Source organism: Klebsiella sp. MISC125 (assembly GCF_051131775.1).
Classification (GTDB): Bacteria; Pseudomonadota; Gammaproteobacteria; order Enterobacterales; family Enterobacteriaceae; genus Klebsiella.
Genome location: NZ_CP180448.1, coordinates 3957212 through 3979699, shown reverse-complemented (window position 1 = coordinate 3979699; position 22488 = coordinate 3957212). Strand labels below are relative to the sequence as shown.

The window sequence follows — 22488 nt, the reverse complement described above, 5'->3', positions numbered from 1 at the left end:
CGGCAATGTGTTAACAGGGGGCAAGGGATGTTGCTAAAGAAATGGTATGGTCGTCAATTGTCGGTGCTCAGCCTGAGCCTGGCTTTTGCATTTGCTCCACTGTTCAATGTCCAGGCCGAAGAGCCTGAAGTTGTACCAACAGACAGCTCTGCAACTATCGGAGAGCTCTCTTCTGCGCTGGGCCAGAGCGAAGGCCAATCTGCGGCGGTCGCCAAAATGGCTGGTGAGCAGGCGCTTCCCGCCGATGCGGCGATAAAAAGCCGTGCCGATATTCAGGCCGTTCTGCCATCCGGTTATCAGCCGGTATTTATGAATCCACTGGTATCGCTGTATGCGGCCAGGGACATGAAACCGATGTGGGATAATCGTGAGGCGGTGCAGGCGTTTCAACAACAACTGGCTGAAGTCGCTATCGCCGGTTTTCAACCGCAGTTCACTAAATGGGTAGAGTTGCTGACCGACCCGGCGGTCAACGGCCTGGCGCGTGATGTTGTCTTATCCGATGCCATGATGGGTTATTTGCATTTTATTAGCGGTATTCCGACACAGGGGAATCGCTGGCTGTATGGCACAAAACCGTACACGATGTCGACGCCGCCGCTATCAGTCATTAACCTGTGGCAGCAGGCGCTGGATAACGGTTCGCTACCGCAGTTTATCGCCGGTCTTTCGCCACAGCATCCGCAGTATGCCGCTATGCACCAGGCGTTATTAGCCCAGGTTGCCGATTCGCGTCCATGGCCGCAGCTCACCAGTAAGGCATCGCTGCGTCCTGGGGAGTGGAGCAACGATGCAGGCGCGCTGCGTGAAATTTTACAGCGCACTGGCATGCTGGATGATTCTGCCAAAATTGCTTTGCCTGGCGATGAAGCTGTTAGTCCATCCGCTGAGAAAACGGCCAAAAGCAGCGGTCGCGGCGTTTACGATCGGCAATTAGTTGAAGGTGTTAAGCGCTTCCAGGCGTGGCAAGGTTTAGGGGCTGATGGGGTCATTGGCCCGGCAACTCGTGATTGGCTCAATGTTTCACCAGCGCAGCGTGCAGGCGTGTTGGCGCTGAATATTCAGCGTTTGCGCTTGCTGCCGGGCAATTTGTCGACTGGAATTATGGTCAATATCCCGGCGTTTTCGCTGGTCTACTACCAGGATGGCAGCCAGGTGCTGGCATCGCGGGTTATCGTTGGCCGTCCGGATCGCAAAACGCCGATGATGAGCAGCGCGCTGAACAACGTGGTGGTTAACCCGCCGTGGAATGTGCCGCCGACGCTGGCGCGTAAAGATATTCTGCCGAAGGTGCGCAATAATCCAGGTTATCTTGAGCAGCATGGTTATACGCTTATGCGCGGCTGGAACAGTAAAGAAGCGATTGATCCGTGGCAGGTTGATTGGGAGACCATAACGGCATCGAATTTACCGTTCCGCTTCCAGCAAGCACCTGGTGCGCGTAATTCGCTGGGGCGTTATAAATTTAATATGCCGAGTTCGGATGCTATCTATTTGCACGATACGCCGAACCATAATCTGTTCCAGAGAGACGGTCGGGCTCTGAGCTCCGGATGCGTGCGCGTTAATAAAGCTTCGGAGCTGGCGAATATGCTGCTGCAGGATGCTGGCTGGAACGATGCGCGAATTTCAGATGCGCTCAAGCAGGGCAATACCCGCTACGTGAATATTCGCCAGAATATCCCGGTTAATCTCTATTATTTGACCGCCTTTGTTGGCACGGATGGACGTACACAATATCGAACAGATATTTACAATTACGATCTCACCGCGCGATCCAGCGCACAAATCCTGTCTAAAGCTGAACAATTAATCAGATAAATGAAGTAGTTCAACGGATTCGGTTGTCCTATCTTTGTGTGAAAACGGGCCTTGTTGTCTGCAAGGCCCGAGTTTACTGGGGTTGGGCTACCTTGACGTTGGCAATAATGCCCGGTAAGGTGCCTTTCGTGCGCCAGAAGTGCATATACATATAATCCTGCAAATGCGTGTGGCGGTAAGCAGCAAATTCTCTGTGGCTGATATTTATTGGCTGTCAGGGAGGTGAGCGCGTGCTGGCGGCTAACAGGCGGATTGCGGGAAAAGTATATTACGATTCATTTACCTGTAGACCTGATTATCATGGACAAATTTGACGCTAATCGCCGCAAACTGCTGGCGTTAGGTGGAGCTGCGCTCGGTGCTGCTGCCATTCTGCCTGCGCCGGCATTTGCCACCCTCTCGACCCCCCGACCGCGTATTTTGACGCTGAACAACCTGCATACTGGTGAATCACTCAAGGCGGAGTTTTTCGATGGCAGAGGCTATATTCAGGATGAATTAGCAAGACTTAATCATTTTTTCCGCGACTACCGTGCGAATAAAATTAAATCCATCGATCCTGGTTTGTTCGATCAACTCTATCGCTTGCAGGGATTAATTGGCACCAACAAGCCTGTCCAGCTCATCTCTGGTTATCGTTCCCTCGATACCAATGATGAACTTCGGGCACGAAGCCGTGGTGTGGCGAAGCATAGCTACCACACTAAGGGTCAGGCCATGGATTTCCATATTGAAGGCATTTCGTTAAGCAATGTTCGCAAAGCGGCGTTATCTATGCGCACAGGTGGTGTAGGATATTACCCACGTAGCAACTTTGTGCATATTGATACCGGGCCGGTACGGCACTGGTAACGAAAGGAGCATCATGAACTATCGTATTATTCCGGTTACCGCGTTCGCGCAGAACTGTTCTTTGATCTGGTGTGAACAAACCCGGCTGGCGGCTCTGGTCGATCCTGGCGGTGACGCTGAGCGAATCAAACAGGAAGTGACGGCGGCAGGTGTTAGCCTGATGCAGATTCTGCTCACTCACGGTCATCTCGATCACGTAGGCGCCGCGGCGGAACTGGCACAACATTACGGCGTGCCGATTATCGGTCCGGAAAAAGAAGATGAGTTCTGGCTGGAAGGATTACCCGCGCAAAGCCGGATGTTTGGTCTGGATGAGTGCCAGCCGCTACAACCGGATCGCTGGTTGAATGAGGGCGATGTGGTTAGCGTGGGGAATATTTCCCTGCAGGTGCTGCATTGCCCTGGCCACACCCCCGGGCATGTGGTCTTCTTTGACGATGCTTCCAGACTACTGATTTCTGGTGATGTGATTTTCAAAGGCGGAGTAGGGCGTAGCGACTTCCCGCGCGGCGATCACAATCAGTTGATCGAGGCGATAAAACGCAAATTATTGCCGCTGGGCGATGACGTGTCGTTTATTCCCGGTCACGGTCCTATGTCGACTCTGGGCTATGAGCGCCTGCATAACCCTTTTCTGCAGGATGAAATGCCGGTCTGGTAATGATGCCGGATTGAAGGATGTAAAAAAGGCCGCAGATGCGGCCTTTTGTTTTTTTAAGACAAGGTTAGAGCACGGCAACAATCGCTTCGCACAGCGGGGCCATGTTGTCCGGTGTCATACCGGCGACGTTAATACGCCCGGATGCCACGGCGTAAATCGCGAACTCTTCACGCAGACGCAGAACCTGCTCTTTGGTCAGGCCGCTGAACGAGAACATCCCGTTCTGCTGAATGATGAAGGAGAAGTCGCGGCTCGCGCCTTTCTCTTGCAGGGTATTTACGAACAGCAGACGCATGCGCTGAATACGCTGGCGCATATCGGTCAGCTCTTGTTCCCAGATAGCGCGCAGCGCGTCATTGCTGAGAATCGTCGCCACTATCGAAGCACCGTGAGCCGGTGGGTTAGAGTAGTTAGCGCGAATAACGGACTTCATCTGGCTGAAAGCACGGTCTACCGTTTCCTGGTCAGCAGCAACCAGCGTACAGGCGCCTACGCGTTCATTGTACAGGCCGAAGTTCTTCGAGTAGGAGCTCGCAACCAGCAGCTCTTTATGCAGCGCGGCAAACGCACGCAGGCCTTCAGCATCTTCTTCCAGACCACGAGCAAAACCCTGATAGGCGAAGTCAAACAGCGGCAGCCAGCCTTTCTCTACGGACAGCTGCGCCAGCTGTTGCCACTGTTCCAGCGTCGGATCGATACCGGTTGGGTTGTGGCAGCAGCCGTGGAACAGTACGACATCGCCAGCCTGCGCTTCGTTCAGGCTGGCCAGCAGACCGTCGAAGTCAAGCCGGTGGTTAGCCGCATCGTAGTAAGCGTATTCGCAAACTTCCAGCCCGGCTGAGTTAAACACGCTTTTGTGGTTCGGCCAGCTAGGGTTGCTCACCCAAATGCGTTTAGCATCGGTATTCTTCGCCAGGAAGTCTGCGGCAACGCGCAGGCCACCGGTACCGCCCGGAGTCTGGGCGGTACGCGCGCGTTTATCATTAATAATCGCGCTTCCTTTGCTAAACAGGAGCTCCTGGGTGCAACGACCAAATTCTGGAATACCGTCGATGCCCAGATAATTCTTGGTGGTTTCATTTTCCAGCAGATATTGCTCTGCTTTTTTCACGCTGGTCAGGACTGGTGTCTTACCTGTTTCATCTTTATAAACACCAATTCCAAGGTTAATTTTTGTTGGGCGGTCATCGGCACGAAATAGATCGGCCAGGCCCAAAATAGGGTCGGCGGGGGCGGCAGTAATTTTCTCAAACATGACGAGGTTCCATTGTGATTACTGAAGGGAAATCCGCTATCAGGGTAACGGGAGATTTACAAATTGCCAACCGTTTGCGACTAAAAGCGAGAAGGTTTTCAAAAGTTACGATCTTCATCTTAGGAACGCAGAAAAGCAGGACCGAAGTCCTGCTTTTTAGGCATATCACGAAGGGGTGTACTGCTGATTAGAACTGGTAAACGATACCCACTGCAGCCTGGTCGTCGGTAGCAACGCCAGCAGCTTTGGTGTAATCGTTGTCGTCCAGCTGGTTGAATTTATACGCAGCATAAACGTTCATGTTCTTGTTGAAGTAGTACCAGGTACCCACTTCGACGTATTTAACCAGGTCAGCATCGCCGCCGGAGAAGCCAGCGCGAGAGCGCAGGTCTTTACCTTTAGTCTGGACGTAACCGATGGACGGACGCAGACCGAAGTCGAACTGATACTGAACAACAGCTTCGAAGTTCTGAGTTTTACCTGCGAAGTAGTTACCATCGCTGCTTTCCGGAGTCATGTTGTAAGTCTGGGAGTACATAACTGCAGCGTAGACGTTGTTCGCGTCGTACTTAGCGGAGGTTGCCCATGCTTCAGCTTTATTGCCGTTTTTATCAGCTTTCTGATCGCCAGTACGGCTGGAGTTAGCGTAGCCTGCGGACAGCGCAACGCCGTTGTCAAACGCGTAGGTTGCCGAGGTGCTGAAGCCGTCGCCATTTTGTTTCTTAACGTCGCGGTCTTTGTTTTTACCCTGATACTGCAGCGCGAAGCTCAGGCCATCAACCAGGCCGAAGAAGTCAGAGTTACGGTAAGTTGCCACGCCGTTAGTACGGGCAGTCATGAAGTTGTCGGTGTAGCTCCAGCCGTCGCCGCCCCATTCAACCAGCATATCGGTTGCCGCTTCAACGTCGTAGATAGCGCCGTAGTTACGACCGTAGTCGAATGAACCGTATTCACCTGCTTTTAAGCCTGCGAAAGCCAGACGAGTTTTTGTGGTCTGTTTACCTTCAACATTGGACGCATCCATGTTGTATTCCCACTGGCCATAACCGATCAGCTGTTCGTTGATTTGGGTTTCGCCTTTCAGGCCGATACGGGCGTAGGTGGTGTCGTCGCTGCTGGTGTCACCGTTAGTGGTCCAGACGTGCTCGCCAACCATTTTTCCGTAAAAGTCCAGTTTGTTGCCGTTTTTGTTATAGATTTCTGCAGCGTTAGCTGCACCGGCTACCAGCAGGGCAGGAATTACCGCTGCCAGAATTTTGCGCTTCATCATTATTTATTACCCTCATTTATATTTTTATATGAACACTTGCCACTGCCGCCAATAAGTTCTGTCAATAAATATTTACGGAACTATTGATGATAGTTTGGTGTCTGGAGGCATCTTTCCATCCAGAACAACGTTTCGCTAGCCGGAAAATGCTACCAATGTCGCATATGAGTAACTAAAGGAAACTGTGTGTAACTAAATGTGTATTTAAGGGAACTTTGTGAACTCAATCAACATTCCGCTCTGATTTACCGATAAAACTCACTCTTCATATATATCTATATGAATTAATTATGATTAATTTAGATAAGAGAGCATTCATGCATTTTTTGTCACTATTTTGATTCTTTTTTATTCAGTTCCTGTCTTTGCAAGTTGTGCGGTCTCTGGTTGAAAAATGAGCAAAATAATCAGCCGGTTTGGCAATTTATGAACATAAGGTGCGGTTTTTGTGTCCGCAGGGTATCGAAATAGTGCGTAACATAAATGTGAATAAACAAGGTTGATGTTTAAGTTTCCTGACAAAAGAGGTTGCTGCTGCGCAGTGACGTAGGGTTTCACTGGCATAATTTTATGCTGCTGGTGAGTCCGGTAAGACCGCAAGCCGGCGCATTTTTCGTCTTAGAATCGCCAATCCGACCCTCGTCACAATTCCGAATGACGGGATTATTTGTCCAGTAAAAGCATTATTTCTCTGATAACAACGATCGCTTCCCCGCAGCCATAATTTCTCTCGTTAACTATCACGAGGAGCTTGAAATGAGTAAAAAATTGATTGCAGTCTGCGCATGCCCGATGGGGCTGGCCCATACCTTTATGGCGGCGCAGGCGCTGGAAGAAGCGGCGATTGAAGCCGGATATGAAGTGAAAATTGAAACCCAGGGGGCGGATGGTATTCAAAACCGCCTGACGGCGCAGGATATCGCCGAAGCGACGTTAATTATCCATTCTGTCGCCGTAACGCCAGAAGACAACGAGCGTTTTGAGACCCGCGACGTCTATGAAATCACGCTACAGGATGCGATCAAAAACGCCGCCGGAATCATTAAAGAAATTGAAGAGATGCTTGCCGCAGAACAACAATAATTGTCGACAGGGATACACGTATGGCCATTAAAAAACGCAGTGCAACCGTTGTGCCTGGCGCATCAGGGGCGGCCGCGGTTATAAAAAATCCTCAGGCCTCCCGCAACAGCTTCTGGGGCGAATTACCGCAGCATGTGATGTCGGGAATTTCGCGCATGGTACCGACGTTAATTATGGGCGGGGTGATCCTCGCCTTTTCCCAATTGATTGCCTATAGCTGGCTGAAAATTCCCGCTGACATCGGCATTATGGATGCGCTTAACAGCGGTAAATTCGACGGTTTTAACCTTTCATTACTCAAGTTTGCGTGGCTATCGCAATCTTTCGGCGGTGTGCTGTTTGGCTTTGCTATTCCGATGTTTGCTGCCTTTGTCGCTAACTCCATCGGCGGCAAGCTGGCGTTTCCTGCGGGGTTTATCGGCGGCCTGATGTCCACCCAGCCCACGCAACTGCTCAATTTTGACCCGGCTAGCCTGCAATGGGTGACGAGCGCACCGGTGCCATCAACCTTCATTGGTGCGCTGATTATTTCGGTTGTCGCCGGGTATCTGGTGAAGTGGATGAACCAAAAAATCCAGCTTCCCGGTTTCCTGCTGGCGTTCAAAACCACCTTTTTACTGCCCATTCTCTGCGCAGTTTTCGTCATGCTGGCGATGTATTACGTGATTACGCCGTTCGGCGGCTGGATCAACGGCGGCATTCGCGCGCTGCTGACGGCGGCGGGAGAGAAGGGCACGTTGATGTACGCGATGGGAATTTCGGCGGCAACGGCTATCGACCTTGGCGGCCCAATCAACAAAGCGGCAGGATTTGTGGCGTTCAGCTTCACCACCGATCACGTGCTGCCGGTGACCGCACGTTCTATCGCTATCGTTATTCCGCCAATTGGTCTGGGGCTGGCGACGATTATCGATCGTCGCTTAACGGGCAAACGCTTGTTTAGCGCTCAGCTCTATCCGCAAGGTAAAACGGCAATGTTCCTCGCCTTTATGGGGATCAGCGAAGGGGCGATTCCGTTCGCGCTGGAAAGCCCGATCACCGCTATTCCGTCGTATATGGTGGGTGCGATTGTGGGCTCGACCACTGCGGTATGGCTGGGGGCGGTGCAGTGGTTCCCGGAATCGGCTATCTGGGCATGGCCGCTGGTCAGCAATCTCGGCGTTTATATGGCGGGGATCCTGTTGGGGGCGGTGATTACGGCGCTGATGGTCGTCTTCTTACGCAATATGATGTACCGCAGAGGCAAGTTGCTGATCGAAAGCCTCTAATTTTAAGGGATTGCCATTATGACCTTACTTGCATCACTGCGCGAATGGCTAGAGGCGCAGCAACTGGATGCGGTGCTGATTTCGTCACGACAGAATAAGCAGCCGCATCTGGGGATCTCCAGTAGTTCTGGGTTTGTGTTTGTCAGCCGCCAAAGTGCGCATATCCTGGTCGATTCCCGCTACTACGCTGACGTCGAGGCTCGCGTCAGCGGTTATCAACTTCACTTGCTCGGCGGCGAGCAGACGATGACGACCATCGTGAACCAGCTCATCGATGCCGAAAAACTGAAATCGGTGGGATTTGAAGGTGAGCAGGTTAGCTGGGAAACGGCGCGCGTATGGCAGGAGGCATTACCGGTCAGGCTGGTGAGCGCCCCTCTCGATACGCTAAGACGGATTAAAACGGTGGAAGAAATCGCCTGCATTCGCGAAGCCTGTCGGATTGCTGATGTGAGTGTGGAACATATCTGCCGCTTTATTCAGCCAGGTCTGCGTGAGAGGGAGATAGCCGCCGAGCTGGAGTGGTTTATGCGGATGCAAGGGGCGGAAAAAGCCTCATTCGATACCATCGTCGCCAGCGGCTGGCGCGGTGCGCTACCGCATGGGAAAGCCAGCGACAAGCGCGTTGAGGCAGGGGAGTTTATCACCCTGGATTTCGGGGCGCAGTATCGTGGCTATTGCTCTGATATGACGCGCACTTTTTTGCTGCCCGGAGCAGGCGTGGCGCAAGAGAACCCGCTTTGGCCTGTCTATCAGATTGTGCTTGAGGCCCAGCTCGCGGCGGTAGCGGCGATTCGTCCGGGCGTGCGCTGTTGCGAGGTGGACGCCGCCGCGCGTCAGGTTATATCCGCAGCGGGCTATGGTGACTATTTTGGCCACAATACCGGACACGCCATTGGCATTGAGGTGCATGAAGACCCGCGTTTTTCGCCAGCGGATACCACGGTGCTGGAAGCGGGCATGCTGCTGACCGTCGAGCCAGGTATTTATCTTCCGGGACAGGGCGGCGTGCGCATTGAAGATGTAGTGCTGGTGACGCCAGACGGTGCCGAGGTGCTCTATGCCATGCCAAAAACCGTGTTACTGACAGGAGTCGCGTAATGGATTTATCGCTATTGAAAGCGCTGAGCGAGGCGGATGCAATTGCCTCCTCGGAGCAGGAGGTGCGCCAGATTTTACTGGCGGAAGCGGAGAGCCTACATAAAGAGGTGCGTTTCGATGGTTTGGGATCGGTGCTGATCCGCCTGAATCAATCGGACGGTCCGAAAGTGATGATCTGCGCGCACATGGATGAAGTGGGATTTATCGTGCGCAGCATCTCGGCTGAAGGGGCGATTGACGTGCTGCCGGTGGGCAACGTGCGAATGGCGGCGCGTCAGCTCCAGCCGGTGCGAATCACCACTCGTAAGTGCAGCAAAATCCCCGGGTTGCTTGACGGTGAACGTAGCGGGAATGAGGTTGGCGCACTGCGCGTCGATATCGGCGCTCGCTCTTATGATGAGGTTATTCAGGCGGGGGTTTATCCCGGAGATCGGGTGACCTTCGACTCTGCACTTCAGGAACTGCCGCATCAGCGGGTGATGGGTAAAGCCTTTGACGACCGGCTGGGATGCTATCTGTTAATCAGCCTGCTGCGCGAATGGCATGCAACGGAACTGCCCGCGGAAATCTGGCTGGTAGCCAGTTCCAGCGAAGAAGTTGGGTTGCGCGGTGGACAAACGGCGGCCCGTGCGGTCGCACCGGATGTCGCCATTGTGCTGGACACCGCCTGCTGGGCGAAAAACTTCGATTATGGCGCAGCAAACCATCGACAAATTGGCAAAGGACCGATGCTGGTGCTTGCCGACAAATCGTTAATTGCGCCGCCTAAACTGACCGCCTGGGTAGAGAGCGTCGCCGCAGAGATCAACGTACCGCTTCAACTGGATATGTTCAGCAATGGCGGAACGGATGGCGGGGCGGTTCATCTGAGCGGAACCGGAATCCCGACGGTGGTGATAGGGCCGGCCACTCGTCATGGACACTGTGCCGTATCAATTGCCGATTGCCGGGACATTAACTGGACGCACCAACTTTTATCGGCCCTTATTACTCGTCTTACGCGCGAGACGGTGGCTCATTTGCAGGATTTCAGATGATTTCCTCGCGCTAATCAGGAGCGGTTATGTTAACGATTCAATTTCTCTGCCCGTTGCCAAACGGTCTGCACGCGCGCCCCGCGTGGGAGCTGAAAGAGCAGTGCGGCCAGTGGCAAAGCGACATCACGTTTATCAATCATCGCCACAACGCGCGGGCGGATGCGAAAAGCTCGCTGGCGCTGATTGGTACCGGTACGTTGTTTAATGACAGCTGTAGCTTGAGCATTAACGGCAGCGATGAAGAGCAGGCCAGAAGATCGCTGGAGGATTATCTTCAGCACCGCTTTATTGACAGCGACAGCGTCCAGCCGACGGCAGCCGAACTGGCGGCGCACCCGCTGCCGCGTTCCCTGACTCGTCTAAACCCGGACGTTCTGTACGGTACGGTGCTGGCAACCGGCGTTGGCTCGGGTGAGCTTGTTTTGTGGCAGAGCGATAGCCTGGACTGCTTTCGGGCGATCCCGGCGAATGCGCAAGATAACACCCGGCTGGAACATAGTCTGGCGACGCTTGCGGAACAGCTTAATCAACAGCTGCGTGAACGTGACGGTGAGAGTAAAACCATTCTCAGCGCGCATCTGTCGCTTATTCAGGATGATGAGTTTGCGGGCAACATTCGCCGCCTGATGGTTGAACAGCAAAAGGGGCTGGGCGCGGCGATTATTGCCAATATGGAGGAGGTGTGCGACAAGCTCTCGGCATCTGCCAGCGACTACCTGCGCGAACGGGTGAGCGATATCCGTGATATCAGCGAACAGCTACTGCATATCACCTGGCCCGAGCGGCGTCCGCGCAATGCGCTGGTCTTGAATCAGCCGACGATCCTTGTGGCAGAAGACCTGACGCCAAGCCAGTTTTTGAGCCTTGATTTACAGCATCTGTCCGGGATGATTCTGGAGAAAACCGGGCGCACCTCGCATACTCTGATTCTGGCTCGCGCCTCTGCCATCCCGGTGCTGAGCGGATTGCCGCTGGAGGCTATCGGGCGTTATGCCGGTAAGCCTGCGGTGCTGGATGCCCAGTGCGGCGTGCTGGCTATTAATCCGGATGCCGCCGTCAGTGGTTATTATGCGGTCGCCCAAAATCTGGCGGGTAAGCGTCAGCAGCGGCAGGCGCGAGATGCCGCCCAGCCTGGACTGTCGCGAGATAATCAGCGTATTGATATCGCGGCGAACATTGGCACTGCGCTGGAGGCCCCAGGCGCATTTGTTAACGGCGCTGAAGGTATCGGTCTGTTTCGTACAGAAATGCTGTTTATGGACCGCGACAGCGCCCCGGACGAACAGGAGCAGTTTGAGGCCTACCAGCAGGTATTGCTGGCGGCCGGTGAGAAAACGGTGATTTTTCGCACTATGGATATTGGTGGTGATAAAAATATACCCTATCTCAAGATCCCACAGGAGGATAACCCGTTCCTTGGCTATCGCGCGGTGCGTATTTACCCTGAGTTCGCCGGATTGTTTCGTACCCAACTTCGCGCTGTCCTGCGGGCGGCCACGTTTGGCAACGCGCAGTTGATGATCCCAATGGTCCACAGCCTCGATCAGATTTTATGGGTCAAGAGCGAGCTGCAAAAAGCGATAGCAGAGCTGAAAACAGAAGGCTTACGCCACGTAGAGGCTCTTCCGCTGGGCATCATGGTTGAAGTGCCTTCGGTTTGCTACATCATCGATCACTTCTGCGATGAGGTGGATTTCTTCAGCATCGGCTCGAACGATATGACGCAATATTTGTACGCCGTCGATCGTAACAATCCGCGCGTCTCAACGCTGTATAACCCGATTACGCCATCATTCCTGCGTATGCTACAGCAGATTATCCGCGTGGCGCATCAGCATGGAAAATGGGTTGGTATATGCGGCGAGCTGGGCGGTGAACGCCGCTATTTGCCGTTGCTTCTCGGGCTGGAGTTGGATGAGCTCAGTATGAGCAGTCCGCGTATTCCGGCAGTGAAAAGCCAGCTGCGTCAGCTCGATAGCCAGGCCTGCCGGGAGCTGGCGTTGCGGGCGTGCGAATGTCGCAGTGCGCAGGAGATCGAGGAATTGCTCAATCAGTTCGCGCCGCCAGACGATGTCCGTCCACTACTGGCGCGGGAAAATATCTTCGTCGGCGAAGCGCTCACCAACAAAGAGCAGGTCATTCAGTTCCTGTGCGGTAACCTCGGCGTTAACGGGCGTACCGAACATCCGTTTGAGCTGGAAGAGGATGTCTGGCAGCGTGAGGAGATTGTCACTACGGCGGTCGGGTTTGGCGTGGCGATACCGCATACAAAATCACAGTGGATTCGCCACTCCAGCATCAGCATTGCTCGCCTCACTCAGCCCATCGACTGGCAGTCAGAAATGGGAGAGGTGGAGCTGGTCATTATGTTGACGCTCGGTGCTGACGAAGGTATTAACCATGTGAAGGTCTTTTCGCAGCTGGCGCGCAAACTGGTGAATAAAAACTTCCGTCAGTCGCTGTTCGCTGCTGAAAATGCCGAAAGCATTTTGGCGCTGCTGGAAGCGGAGTTGACGTTCTGATACTCAAGCTTCGGCTTTACTGAAACCGAGCGCAGTAATCCCCCGGCGTCAGGCCAAACTGGCGCCGGAAAAGCCGGCTAAAATAGTCGCTGTCGTGATATCCGCACCGCTGCGCCACTTCGCTGATCGGCAGATGATACTTCTGTAGAATAATACGCGCTCTGGACATTCGTACCCAACGGACATATTCCACAAAACTCATCGTTCCATGCTGAGCAAAAAGCTTAGATAGATGGTTTGGCGTGATATTGAAAAACTGCGCCACGCTTTCGCGGCTTAGCGGCTGGGCATAGTTATCCTGCACCCAGTTACACATGCTGTGATAGAGAAATTCCGAACGCGGGCGATGCGTATCAGGACGCGCATTCACCACGGCCCGGCACAGATGCAACAGGCTGAGCACCAGCGGTTGAATGATATCCTGGAGCTGAGGGGAGCGGCTGAGGTGAGTTAGCGCAGTAAGCATGGCCTCACCTTCACCGCGCTGCGGGTGCGGCAGCTCAATACGGCGCACCGGGCGCAATAGAGACGCAGTGCGGTTATCGTAAAACGACAAGCCCAGCCAGGCCGGAGCAAACACCAGACTTAGCAGCATCACGGGCTTATCGCTGATGGGCAGGTTGGCCGCTCGGGCGGGAATAAACAACATTTCGCCTTCGGTGAGGCTGTGCTGCTGTTTCTCCAGTTGATTGCCGTATTCGCCACGCAGGACGATATCAAGGCGTGGAAGCTCGATACACAAGCTCCCCGTTGGCAGCGATACGGGCTGGGTGGCAAACCACACGCGGCCAAGGCTCTGCGGGTTAAGTACAAGGCCGCTGAAGAGATCGGCAAAAAATTGTTGATCTGCTGGTAAGCCTGGTTCTTTCATTGCCCGCTCTCATATGATAACTGCATTAATTATTTGAACTTTTTCACTTTACTCCCACCATGTGAAATTTCAAATTGCAGAATTTTACGTTTATCGATACGGGATGCATCAACGAAAAAGGCCAGCTTGCGCTGGCCTTTGGCTGTCATGAAGATAAATCAGAATGTTGCGTTACGCGGGGTACGTGGGAACGGGATAACATCACGCACGTTCTGCACGCCGGTTACGTAAGCGATCAGGCGCTCGAAGCCCAGACCGAAGCCTGAGTGCGGCACGGTGCCGTAACGACGCAGGTCGCGATACCACCAGTAGTCTTCTTTATTAAGACCCATTTCCGCCATACGCGCGTCAAGCACGTCCAGACGCTCTTCACGCTGTGAGCCGCCGATGATTTCGCCGATGCCCGGAGCCAGGACGTCCATGGCGGCAACGGTTTTACCATCTTCGTTAAGACGCATGTAGAACGCCTTGATCTCTTTCGGATAGTTTTTGACAACCACCGGTGCTTTAAAGTGCTCTTCAGCAAGATAGCGTTCGTGCTCGGAGGAGAGATCCACGCCCCAGTACACCGGGTTCTCAAACTGCTTACCGCAGTTTTCCAGGATGGTGACCGCGTCAGTGTAATCGACCTGAGCGAAATCAGCGGAAACGAAACGCTGCAGACGATCGACCGCGTCTTTATCCACACGCTCGGCAAAGAACTGCATGTCGTCAGCGCGCTCGGTCAGCACCGCCTGGAAAACGTACTTCAGCATCGCTTCCGCCAGACCTGCAACATCGTTCAGGTTAGCAAAGGCGACTTCCGGCTCCAGCATCCAGAACTCTGCCAGGTGGCGGGTGGTATTAGAGTTTTCCGCACGGAAAGTCGGGCCGAAGGTGTAGATTTTTGACAGCGCACAGGCATAGGTTTCGCCGTTTAGCTGGCCGGAAACGGTCAGGAAGGCTTCTTTGCCGAAGAAATCTTTATCGAAATCGACCTTGCCCTGATCGTTGCGCGGCAGATTTTCCAGGTCCAGCGTTGAAACGCGGAACATCTCGCCAGCGCCTTCGGTATCGGAAGCAGTAATCAGCGGGGTAGAAACCCAGAAGAAACCCTGCTCGTCAAAGAAACGGTGCAGCGCCTGTGCCAGCGTGTGACGCACGCGGGCAACCGCGCCAATAAGGTTAGTACGCGGGCGCAGGTGAGCGACTTCACGCAGGTACTCGATGCTGTGGCGTTTTGCCGCCATCGGGTAGGTATCCGGGTCTTCAACCCAGCCGGTGACTTCAACGTTGCTGGCCTGAATTTCGAAGCTCTGGCCCTGGCCCTGAGAGGCCACGACTTTACCGGTGACGATGACCGAGCAACCGGTGGTCAGGCGCAGCACTTCCTGATTGTAATTGGGAAGAGAATTACTGATGACGGCCTGTACAGGATCAAAGCAGGAACCGTCATAGACGGCGAGGAAAGAAAAGCCAGCTTTAGAATCTCGGCGGGTACGCACCCATCCGCGCACGGTGACTTCGCTGTCAACGGCAACGCGGCCCTGGAGTACGTCGGCTACAGGCACAACGCTCATAATAGTCTCTCTTTATAGTCCAATAGAAAAATCTGTATCCCCCTTCAGTGGGGGGGATATCTATGTTACCTGTCATCTTCCATCAGACAAGCAGATTTCGCACGAGAAGGGGGAGTTTTAGTAAATAAATGGCGAGAGCGCTTTAATTTCTCACTCTTACGATTGGCGAGGAAGTCATTCAATCATCACCGTCATCTCTTGCTTGGCGTTTTGCATCGAAACAATGGTTCTGAACGACTTAATATTTCCCGAGGCGAAAAAAAGATCACGAGTCAGAACCTCATATTCCGCCATGTCGCGGACGTTAACTACCAGCAGAAAGTCAAAATCTCCCGTGACATAGTAAACCTGCTGAACCTGTGGGCAGTTAACAAACCTTTGTTTGTCCTCCTCTAATAAGTCGAGCCGTTCATTTTCAATGGTCACCTGCACCATGATGGTGATAGGGCGACCCACTTTGCTGGCATCCACTATGCTGACGTTAGTTTTAACCACACCCGCTTCTTCCAGCGCAGCAATACGTCGATTGACCGCTGAAGGAGAAAGGCTGACGAGATCGGCAATTTCTCGCTGTGAGAGCCGGTTGCTATGCTGCAAATGTTGCAGAATTTTTTTATCCCAGGCGTCGAGTTTCATAACCGCATTACCCTCAATTATTGTGAGATACATCACCTCATGCAATTTTGTTGCGTCTCAACCCTTATTAAGGGTGAATATTGCGCATTAAGAGGCAATTTTGCGTCATTTAATTGCCTTGCGCAGTGTACCATCTTGATGAGTGAGGGAAAGAGATGAATGAATGATTTTATCTTTGCTTCTTATTATCCACATTGCATTGCAGATTATTTTGTAATGTCTGTAACTGGACGTCTTTTTTGTTATGCGAAACCTTTTTCTTTTTTATTCTCAGAGCAGGGTTGCGCTATAAAGATGTTGCCAGCGGCTTATGAACATGGAGATGAAGGTATATTTATGATGGATGTTATTAAGTGCCAATTAAATCCACGAAGAAAAATATATGGCGAGGGCGTCAACCTTAGCTTGTTGAATGAATCTGTTGGCCATGAGGTTCTGGCGTTTCATCAGAAATTTCCGGACTATTGTGTCACCCCTTTACGTAGTTTACCGCATCTTAGTCAACGTTTAGGGCTTAGCTCAATTCACGTGAAAGATGAATCTCAGCGTTTTGGTCTTAATGCATTTAAAGGTTTGGGTGGCTCTTATGCGGTTGGAAAGTATCTGGCAGAAAAATTAGGCCAGAATATTAATACACTATCGTTTTCTTCATTGAATTCTCCTGAAATTAAGGCAAGGATAAAAGATATCGTTTTTGTTACGGCTACCGATGGCAATCATGGCCGTGGGGTTGCATGGGCAGCAGAACAGCTGGGACTGCAGGCGGTAGTGTATATGCCAAAAGGCTCATCGCTTATCCGTGCGCAGAATATTCGCCACCATGGTGCCGAATGTTCGATAACCGATCTTAACTACGACGATACCGTCCGTCTGGCCAATAAAATGGCACAAGAAAAAGGTTGGGTATTGTTGCAGGATACCGCCTGGCAGGGATATGAACAGATCCCTACCTGGATAATGCAGGGTTATATGACACTGGCTATTGAGGCCTGGGAGCAGCTCACGAAAAGCGGATCACCACTGCCAACGCATCTTATTTTACAGGCTGGGGTCGGTTCTTTTGCTGGCAGCATCATGGGCTACTTCCTTGAGAAAATGAAAGCCCGAGCGCCCAAAATCATTATCGTTGAACCACATAAAGCAAACTGTCTTTACCGTTCCTCCGTCGTTAATGATGGGCAACCACATAGCGTGGGCGGCGATATGGCAACGCTGATGGCGGGGCTGGCCTGTGGCGAACCCAATATCACCAGTTGGCCGATGATTCGCGATTACGCATCCTGTTTTATCTCTGCTGACGATAGCTTAGCGGCTAACGGGATGCGTATTCTGGCCTCTCCTCGACCGGGAACTGATGCTCCCTTTATATCAGGGGAGTCGGGCGCTATTGGTACTGGACTTATCTATGAATTAATGAGCCGTGAAGACTATAGGGGGATTATCGAAGCTTTGCAGCTTAATACGGATTCTCATGTTTTGCTAATTAGTACAGAAGGTGATACCTCTCCGGATATCTATGAGGATATTGTCTGGTTCGGTCGTAACGGTTGAAGCAGCAGCCGTAGTTGATAAAAGGGCCATTTTCCTACCCTACAGGCCCTAATAAAAACGTTCTGGTAATAAATAAAATATGCCATAAGGCATAATAAATAAGAGAACACTATCGATGAAAAATAATACGACACCGATAAGTAATGAATTAATAGATCCGAAAAAATGGCATGGCGAGGATACCATTTGGGTATTGGGGTTATTTGGCACAGCAATCGGTGCCGGGGTGCTTTTCTTGCCCATTAATGCTGGGATAGGCGGCTTTTGGCCACTGCTTATTGTATTTGCACTAGCTTTTCCCATTACCTATTTAGCACACCGTGGACTGGCTCGCTTTATTTACTCATCCACTACACCCGAAAGTACTATAACTGATGTCATTGGTGAGCATTTTGGCTTACGGGCTGGTAAGATTTTTACCATTATCTATTTTTTCGCCATTTATACCATTCTGATTATGTATGCGGTGGCGATAACCAATACCGCGCAGAGTTTTATAACCCATCAGTTAGGTCTGTCGGAACCGCCTCGAGCGCTGGTCTCCCTGGTGTTAATACTTGGGCTGATGTTTATTGTTCGCCTCGGCCAGCGGCTGATTATGCGAGTGATGAGTGCTCTGGTATATCCCTTTATCGCTTCGCTGATTTTTATGGCGCTCTTTCTTATTCCGCACTGGAACGGTGCAATTTTTGACAGTGTGGACCTAAGTTCCACAACCACCGGGCAAGGTGTTCTACTGACGTTATGGATGACTTTCCCGGTACTGGTCATGTCGTTTAACCACTATCCGATTATTTCACCCATGGTGGTTCGCCAGAAACAACTTTATGGTGTTGCCGCCGCCGATGCTAAATGCGGACAGATCCAGCGTCGTGGGATTTTGCTGATGGTGGGTGTGGTACTGTTTTTTGTTCTAAGCTGCGTTTTAAGCCTGTCGCCACAGCAACTGGCTGAAGCAAAAGCGCAAAACCTGTCGATTCTTTCTTATCTCGCCAACCATTTTGATACCCCGGTTATTGCCTGGCTGTCGCCGATAATCGCCTTCGTAGCGATTACCAAATCATTTTTAGGCCACTATATCGGTGCTTATGAATCCCTGCGTGACATGATTATCGAAGCCGCAGCAAGCAGAGATAAGAAGCCGGGAATCAAAACGGTTAATGCTGCAATCTTCGTTTTCATGATTCTGACCTGCTGGTTTGCCGCTTATAAAAATCCCAGCATCCTTGGCATTATCGAGAGCATCAGCGGCCCTACCGGTGCGGCAATCCTGCTACTGCTGCCGATGTACGCCATTCACAAATTGCCGGTACTCGCTCCCTACAGAGGCAAAATCAGCAATGTCTTTGTCACCGTTATCGGCCTGATTACCGTCTCGGCCATTTTTTATGGAATGGCCCGCTAACTACACGTTAACCGAGAGATATTTATATGAGTCAGCATCTGGAAATAAACGGCCAACGGTTTGTCGATTCACTCTTTGAGTTGGGCCAGCATGGCGCGCTGGAAGGTGGGGGCGTATGCCGGCTGGCGGCAACGCCGGAAGATAAAGCAGGAAGAGATTTTGTTGTCGATAAAATGCAGGCGCTGGGATTAAGCGTGAAAATTGATGCAATTGGTAACGTCACCGGTATTTACGCCGGGCAGCAGGAGTTGCCGATGGCAATGCGCCATGATGCCGGACTTGCCGCTGCGAAGATTGCCGTGTTTGCCCGAGAACTGGCACAGAAGTTTGCGGGGGACCAAGTGTCTACCGTTGGGCATATGACCTTCAAGCCCAACCTTATCAATGTTATCCCCAATCACGTGGTGATGTCAGTGGACTTACGCAATACCGATAATGAGGAATTAAAGCGTGCGGAAAGGCAACTGCTGAGTTTTGTTGAAAAAACGGCGCAAGAAGAGGGCATAAGCATTACCACGCGCTCTTTGGTGCGATTTAATCCGGTCATTTTTGCTGATGAAATCGTTGATGCTGTTGAAAAAGAGGCGCAGATGCAGGGGCTAAGCCACCGTCGATTGCCGAGCGGAGCAGGGCACGACGCGCAGTTTATGGCTTCTGTCTGCCCGGCTGGGATGATCTTTGTGCCATGCGTTGGCGGCATCAGTCATAACGTTAAAGAACATACCGAATCTCATGATCTTATCGCCGGAGCAAATGTGCTGTTACAGGTGGTGCTCAAACGTGCCGAAAGATCCCTTTGAAAGGAGCTAAAAATGAATCAGGAACAGTTAAACCAGCAGCTTATTGCATGGCGTCATCACTTGCATGCACATCCGGAAAGCGCTTTTGAAGAGTTCAAAACGTCGGCGTTTATCGCTGAAAAGCTTGAACAAATGGGTATTGAAGTACACAGGGATATCGGTAAAACCGGGTTGGTCGGCATTTTAAAATGCGGCGATGGCGACGGTGTTATCGCTATCAGGGCCGATATTGATTCCATTCAGCTTACCGAGCAGGGCGATGTATCCTACCGTTCACTCAGATCTGAAAGAATGCATGGCTGCGGTCACGATGGTCATACCTGTATCGCGCTGGGGGCGGCGCAGCTATTGCTGCAACGGAAAAACTTTAACGGCACAGTGTGTTTTGTCTTCCAGCCTGCGGAAGAACCGGGCTACGGCGCCAGAGCGATGATAGATGATGGGCTTCTGGAAAGATTTGGTATTCAGGAAATTTACGGTCTGCACAATATGCCGGGGATGAAAGCCGGGACCATTGCGACACGCGTCGGTGGAATCATGGCCAGTGAAGACAATTTTGTTATTCGCATTAAAGGGCAGGGTTCGCATGCCGCGCGTCCGCATATGAGCAAAGACCCGCTGGTTATCGCTGCAGAAATTATTCTTGCGCTACAAACCATTGTCTCCCGGAATATGGATCCCAACGTTCCGGCAGTAGTTTCTTGTACCGAACTGCATACCGACGGCATTCGTAACGCAATTCCAACTCATGTTGAAATTAAAGGCGATACCCGTAGCTATTCTCCACAGGTGCAGAAACTACTGGAGGAGCGGATGCGTACTATTAGCGAGGCAATTTGTGCTATGCATGGTGCGCAATGTGAGTTTTCTTATACCCATGAATTTGCGCCGACGGTTAACTGGCAGTCCTGCGTGGACGTGGCGGTTAATGCAGCCAGAGGGGTAGTAGGGGAAAAAAATGTCGATGGTAATGTACAACAAATGATGATTTCTGAAGATTTTGGCGCTTTTTTGCAGGCGATACCTGGGTGCTTTGTCTTTTTAGGTAATGGCGATGAGTCAGATGCTAAAGGAAATATTCCGTTGCATAACGCCTGTTACGATTTTAATGATGAGATTTTACTAACCGGTGCGGAATATTTTGCCGAAGTTATCCGAACCCGTTTGCCGCAATAAACCGCAATTAATAACAAATACGAGACTGATGACAAACCTGCTTTAGCTATGGTGTTCGCATTTCTGCCGGGTGGCGGCTAACGCCTTACCCGGCCTACAAAAGCCATAATGTCATCATATTATGAGTTTTTCCGTAGGCCCGCGCAAGCGAAGCGCCGCCTGGCAATTCCAAAAAAGCGCACTTTGTCAGCAATCTGATACGTCCGCAGTTGCGGACGTATTTTCCTTTTTGAACTTAACTGGCTTTTTTAATCGGCGGCAGGTCAAACGCCTTGCGCAGCGCGCGCACGAACGCTTTATCGTGACAAATGGTTTTCCCCGGACTGTCGGAAAGTTTCGCCACCGGCTTACCGTTGCATTCCACTAACTTGATAACGATATTCAGCGGCTTAACCTGCGGAATATCGCAGGTCAGACGGGTACCGATACCAAAGCTCAGATTCACCCGCGATGAGAAGTGGCGATATAAGTCGACCGCTTTCGTCAGGTCGAGATTATCAGAAAACACCAACACTTTACTTAGCGGGTCAATGCCCAGTTTTTGGTAGTGGGCAATGGCTTTCTCACCCCATTCAACCGGGTCGCCGGAATCATGGCGTAGTCCCTGATAGCGGGTCGCAAATTCCGGGCCGAAATCACGCAGGAAAGCATCCATTGTAATGCAGTCAGTCAGGGCGATACCCAACTGGTCAGGATACTCTTCCAGCCAGGCGGCGAGAGCGGCGCGTTGGCTACTGGCAAGATTTGGGCTGATTTGCTGATGCGCCTGGAACCATTCATGCGCCTGGGTTCCCATCGGCGTCAGGTCCAGACGACGCGCCAGATCGTAGTTGCTGGTGCCGACAAACCACGTCTCCTGCTGCAAGCGCTTAACAATGGCCTGCTGCACTTCGCGCGAAAATCGACGGCGGGTACCGAAATCCATCAGGCGGAAGCCGGACATATCAATATCCGCGGTGAAATGGTTGAAATCGGTAAGCTTTTGCTCGAGGGTTTCCAGCGCTAAATCAACGCTAATTTCAGGCGAACGATAATGATGGACCAGCTCGCTTATCACCGCCAGCAGCGGAACTTCCCACATGATAACTTCACGCCATGGGCCTGAGAGGCGAATATTGAGCTTACCGTTATCATTAGTGACGGAAACCTGGCGCGGGTCATAGCGGAAGTCGCGCAGCCAGTCGAGGTAGTCTTGCGAAAAGAAGGGCAGGCTCGACAACCAGTGATATTCATCGTCCTGTAACTTCAGGTCGCGCATCGTCTCAACCTGTTCGCGAATCGCATCGGCATAGATGCCGAGCAAATCGTCCCCACGGCAGCGGAACTCTGCCGCGACCTGTACATCATTGTAGCGGTGGAAGACAGCCTGCTGCATGTGCAGCTTGTAGGCATCCGTATCAAGCAGCGAGTGCAGTACAGGAGAAGTGAATTGGGTCATGGTGCGCAGTAGCATCCTCTCACTGGAGCGTTTCCATCAAAACCAAAGCGGTAAAAGGAGCCGGAGTATACCTGTAATACCCGACTCTGTCCCGCGGCGACGGCTGATGACGACGCTGACGGTCATTTGCGAGGCCTAGTTTAATATATTGAACACGCATCACACCACAAGCTTTGCGCCTG

The 22488-nt window shown here is 52.0% G+C and carries 18 protein-coding genes; 12 read left to right on the top strand and 6 right to left on the bottom strand.

What is annotated here, in order from left to right; genetic code table 11:
- Positions 1-27: 27 nt before the first annotated feature.
- The 3 genes from ldtD to ACMYSL_RS18820 all read left to right on the top strand — a co-directional run bounded on the left by ldtD (position 28) and on the right by ACMYSL_RS18820 (position 3334).
- A complete protein-coding gene (gene ldtD, locus ACMYSL_RS18830; protein ID WP_434659473.1) occupies positions 28-1821 on the top strand; it encodes a L,D-transpeptidase in 1794 nt (597 codons plus the stop codon).
- Between the two features lie 300 nt (positions 1822-2121).
- Positions 2122-2673, top strand: coding sequence for a YcbK family protein (locus ACMYSL_RS18825; protein ID WP_110275398.1), 552 nt, complete (start codon positions 2122-2124; stop codon positions 2671-2673).
- A 13-nt stretch (positions 2674-2686) separates the two neighbouring features.
- On the top strand, positions 2687-3334 hold the full coding sequence (locus ACMYSL_RS18820; RefSeq protein ID WP_110275134.1) for an MBL fold metallo-hydrolase: 648 nt from the start codon (positions 2687-2689) through the stop codon (positions 3332-3334).
- Positions 3335-3398: 64 nt separating this feature from the next.
- Here ACMYSL_RS18820 and ACMYSL_RS18815 read toward each other — a convergent pair whose 3' ends face one another.
- Positions 3399-4589, bottom strand: coding sequence for an amino acid aminotransferase (locus ACMYSL_RS18815; RefSeq protein WP_434659471.1), 1191 nt, complete (start codon positions 4587-4589; stop codon positions 3399-3401).
- Positions 4590-4776: 187 nt separating this feature from the next.
- Positions 4777-5859 (bottom strand): porin, encoded by a 1083-nt coding sequence (locus ACMYSL_RS18810; protein ID WP_304257677.1) that lies wholly within the window; start codon positions 5857-5859, stop codon positions 4777-4779.
- A 756-nt stretch (positions 5860-6615) separates the two neighbouring features.
- Here ACMYSL_RS18810 and ACMYSL_RS18805 point away from each other — a divergent pair.
- Genes ACMYSL_RS18805 through ptsP form a run of 5 tightly spaced genes read left to right on the top strand, consistent with a single transcriptional unit; the run spans position 6616 to position 12870 of the window.
- Positions 6616-6942 (top strand): PTS fructose transporter subunit IIB, encoded by a 327-nt coding sequence (locus tag ACMYSL_RS18805; RefSeq protein WP_112214623.1) that lies wholly within the window; start codon positions 6616-6618, stop codon positions 6940-6942.
- 20 nt (positions 6943-6962) lie between these two features.
- The gene (locus tag ACMYSL_RS18800) at positions 6963-8210 is read left to right on the top strand and encodes a PTS fructose transporter subunit IIC (RefSeq protein WP_434659468.1); all 1248 of its coding nucleotides are present in this window, start codon (positions 6963-6965) and stop codon (positions 8208-8210) included.
- Positions 8211-8228: 18 nt separating this feature from the next.
- A complete protein-coding gene (ypdF, locus tag ACMYSL_RS18795; protein ID WP_434659466.1) occupies positions 8229-9311 on the top strand; it encodes an aminopeptidase in 1083 nt (360 codons plus the stop codon).
- Positions 9311-10348: an aminopeptidase gene (gene ypdE, locus ACMYSL_RS18790; RefSeq protein WP_434659464.1), complete on the top strand. Its 1038-nt coding sequence runs from the start codon at positions 9311-9313 to the stop codon at positions 10346-10348. Before ypdF ends, ypdE begins: the two co-directional genes overlap by 1 nt.
- A 26-nt stretch (positions 10349-10374) precedes the next feature.
- Positions 10375-12870 carry a phosphoenolpyruvate--protein phosphotransferase gene (gene ptsP / locus ACMYSL_RS18785; protein WP_434659462.1) on the top strand — a complete coding sequence of 832 codons (2496 nt, stop codon included), beginning with the start codon at positions 10375-10377 and terminating at the stop codon, positions 12868-12870.
- A gap of 16 nt (positions 12871-12886) precedes the next feature.
- Here the strand turns inward: ptsP and ACMYSL_RS18780 are convergent, their stop codons facing one another.
- The 3 genes from ACMYSL_RS18780 to ACMYSL_RS18770 all read right to left on the bottom strand — a co-directional run bounded on the left by ACMYSL_RS18780 (position 12887) and on the right by ACMYSL_RS18770 (position 15936).
- On the bottom strand, positions 12887-13741 hold the full coding sequence (locus tag ACMYSL_RS18780) for a helix-turn-helix transcriptional regulator (RefSeq protein ID WP_434659460.1): 855 nt from the start codon (positions 13739-13741) through the stop codon (positions 12887-12889).
- Positions 13742-13899: 158 nt separating this feature from the next.
- Complete coding sequence (gene asnS / locus ACMYSL_RS18775; protein WP_434659458.1) at positions 13900-15300, bottom strand: asparagine--tRNA ligase; 1401 nt, start codon at positions 15298-15300, stop codon at positions 13900-13902.
- Positions 15301-15474: 174 nt separating this feature from the next.
- On the bottom strand, positions 15475-15936 hold the full coding sequence (locus ACMYSL_RS18770) for an Lrp/AsnC family transcriptional regulator (protein WP_112214730.1): 462 nt from the start codon (positions 15934-15936) through the stop codon (positions 15475-15477).
- A gap of 339 nt (positions 15937-16275) precedes the next feature.
- On the opposite strand from ACMYSL_RS18770, the gene dpaL reads away from it, so the two are divergent.
- The 4 genes from dpaL to ACMYSL_RS18750 all read left to right on the top strand — a co-directional run bounded on the left by dpaL (position 16276) and on the right by ACMYSL_RS18750 (position 20868).
- Positions 16276-17487, top strand: a complete 1212-nt coding sequence (gene dpaL, locus ACMYSL_RS18765) for a diaminopropionate ammonia-lyase (RefSeq protein ID WP_434664157.1) — start codon at positions 16276-16278, stop codon at positions 17485-17487.
- Positions 17488-17602: 115 nt separating this feature from the next.
- A complete protein-coding gene (locus tag ACMYSL_RS18760; protein ID WP_434659456.1) occupies positions 17603-18892 on the top strand; it encodes an aromatic amino acid transport family protein in 1290 nt (429 codons plus the stop codon).
- A gap of 26 nt (positions 18893-18918) precedes the next feature.
- A complete protein-coding gene (locus tag ACMYSL_RS18755) occupies positions 18919-19692 on the top strand; it encodes a M20/M25/M40 family metallo-hydrolase (RefSeq protein ID WP_434659454.1) in 774 nt (257 codons plus the stop codon).
- 12 nt (positions 19693-19704) lie between these two features.
- Positions 19705-20868 (top strand): M20 aminoacylase family protein, encoded by a 1164-nt coding sequence (locus ACMYSL_RS18750; protein WP_434659452.1) that lies wholly within the window; start codon positions 19705-19707, stop codon positions 20866-20868.
- Between the two features lie 235 nt (positions 20869-21103).
- Here ACMYSL_RS18750 and pncB read toward each other — a convergent pair whose 3' ends face one another.
- A complete protein-coding gene (gene pncB / locus ACMYSL_RS18745; RefSeq protein WP_434659450.1) occupies positions 21104-22306 on the bottom strand; it encodes a nicotinate phosphoribosyltransferase in 1203 nt (400 codons plus the stop codon).
- Between the last annotated feature and the right edge of the window lie 182 nt (positions 22307-22488).

Coding starts and splice junctions, on each gene's coding strand:
- ACMYSL_RS18810 (WP_304257677.1), bottom strand. CDS start 5,859: ATGATGAAGCGCAAAATTCTGGCAGCGGTAATTCCTGCCCTGCTGGTA.
- ACMYSL_RS18755 (WP_434659454.1), top strand. CDS start 18,919: ATGAGTCAGCATCTGGAAATAAACGGCCAACGGTTTGTCGATTCACTC.
- ACMYSL_RS18780 (WP_434659460.1), bottom strand. CDS start 13,741: ATGAAAGAACCAGGCTTACCAGCAGATCAACAATTTTTTGCCGATCTC.
- dpaL (WP_434664157.1), top strand. CDS start 16,276: ATGGATGTTATTAAGTGCCAATTAAATCCACGAAGAAAAATATATGGC.
- ypdE (WP_434659464.1), top strand. CDS start 9,311: ATGGATTTATCGCTATTGAAAGCGCTGAGCGAGGCGGATGCAATTGCC.
- ACMYSL_RS18760 (WP_434659456.1), top strand. CDS start 17,603: ATGAAAAATAATACGACACCGATAAGTAATGAATTAATAGATCCGAAA.
- pncB (WP_434659450.1), bottom strand. CDS start 22,306: ATGACCCAATTCACTTCTCCTGTACTGCACTCGCTGCTTGATACGGAT.
- ypdF (WP_434659466.1), top strand. CDS start 8,229: ATGACCTTACTTGCATCACTGCGCGAATGGCTAGAGGCGCAGCAACTG.
- ACMYSL_RS18805 (WP_112214623.1), top strand. CDS start 6,616: ATGAGTAAAAAATTGATTGCAGTCTGCGCATGCCCGATGGGGCTGGCC.
- ldtD (WP_434659473.1), top strand. CDS start 28: ATGTTGCTAAAGAAATGGTATGGTCGTCAATTGTCGGTGCTCAGCCTG.
- asnS (WP_434659458.1), bottom strand. CDS start 15,300: ATGAGCGTTGTGCCTGTAGCCGACGTACTCCAGGGCCGCGTTGCCGTT.
- ACMYSL_RS18820 (WP_110275134.1), top strand. CDS start 2,687: ATGAACTATCGTATTATTCCGGTTACCGCGTTCGCGCAGAACTGTTCT.
- ptsP (WP_434659462.1), top strand. CDS start 10,375: ATGTTAACGATTCAATTTCTCTGCCCGTTGCCAAACGGTCTGCACGCG.
- ACMYSL_RS18770 (WP_112214730.1), bottom strand. CDS start 15,936: ATGAAACTCGACGCCTGGGATAAAAAAATTCTGCAACATTTGCAGCAT.
- ACMYSL_RS18750 (WP_434659452.1), top strand. CDS start 19,705: ATGAATCAGGAACAGTTAAACCAGCAGCTTATTGCATGGCGTCATCAC.
- ACMYSL_RS18825 (WP_110275398.1), top strand. CDS start 2,122: ATGGACAAATTTGACGCTAATCGCCGCAAACTGCTGGCGTTAGGTGGA.
- ACMYSL_RS18815 (WP_434659471.1), bottom strand. CDS start 4,589: ATGTTTGAGAAAATTACTGCCGCCCCCGCCGACCCTATTTTGGGCCTG.
- ACMYSL_RS18800 (WP_434659468.1), top strand. CDS start 6,963: ATGGCCATTAAAAAACGCAGTGCAACCGTTGTGCCTGGCGCATCAGGG.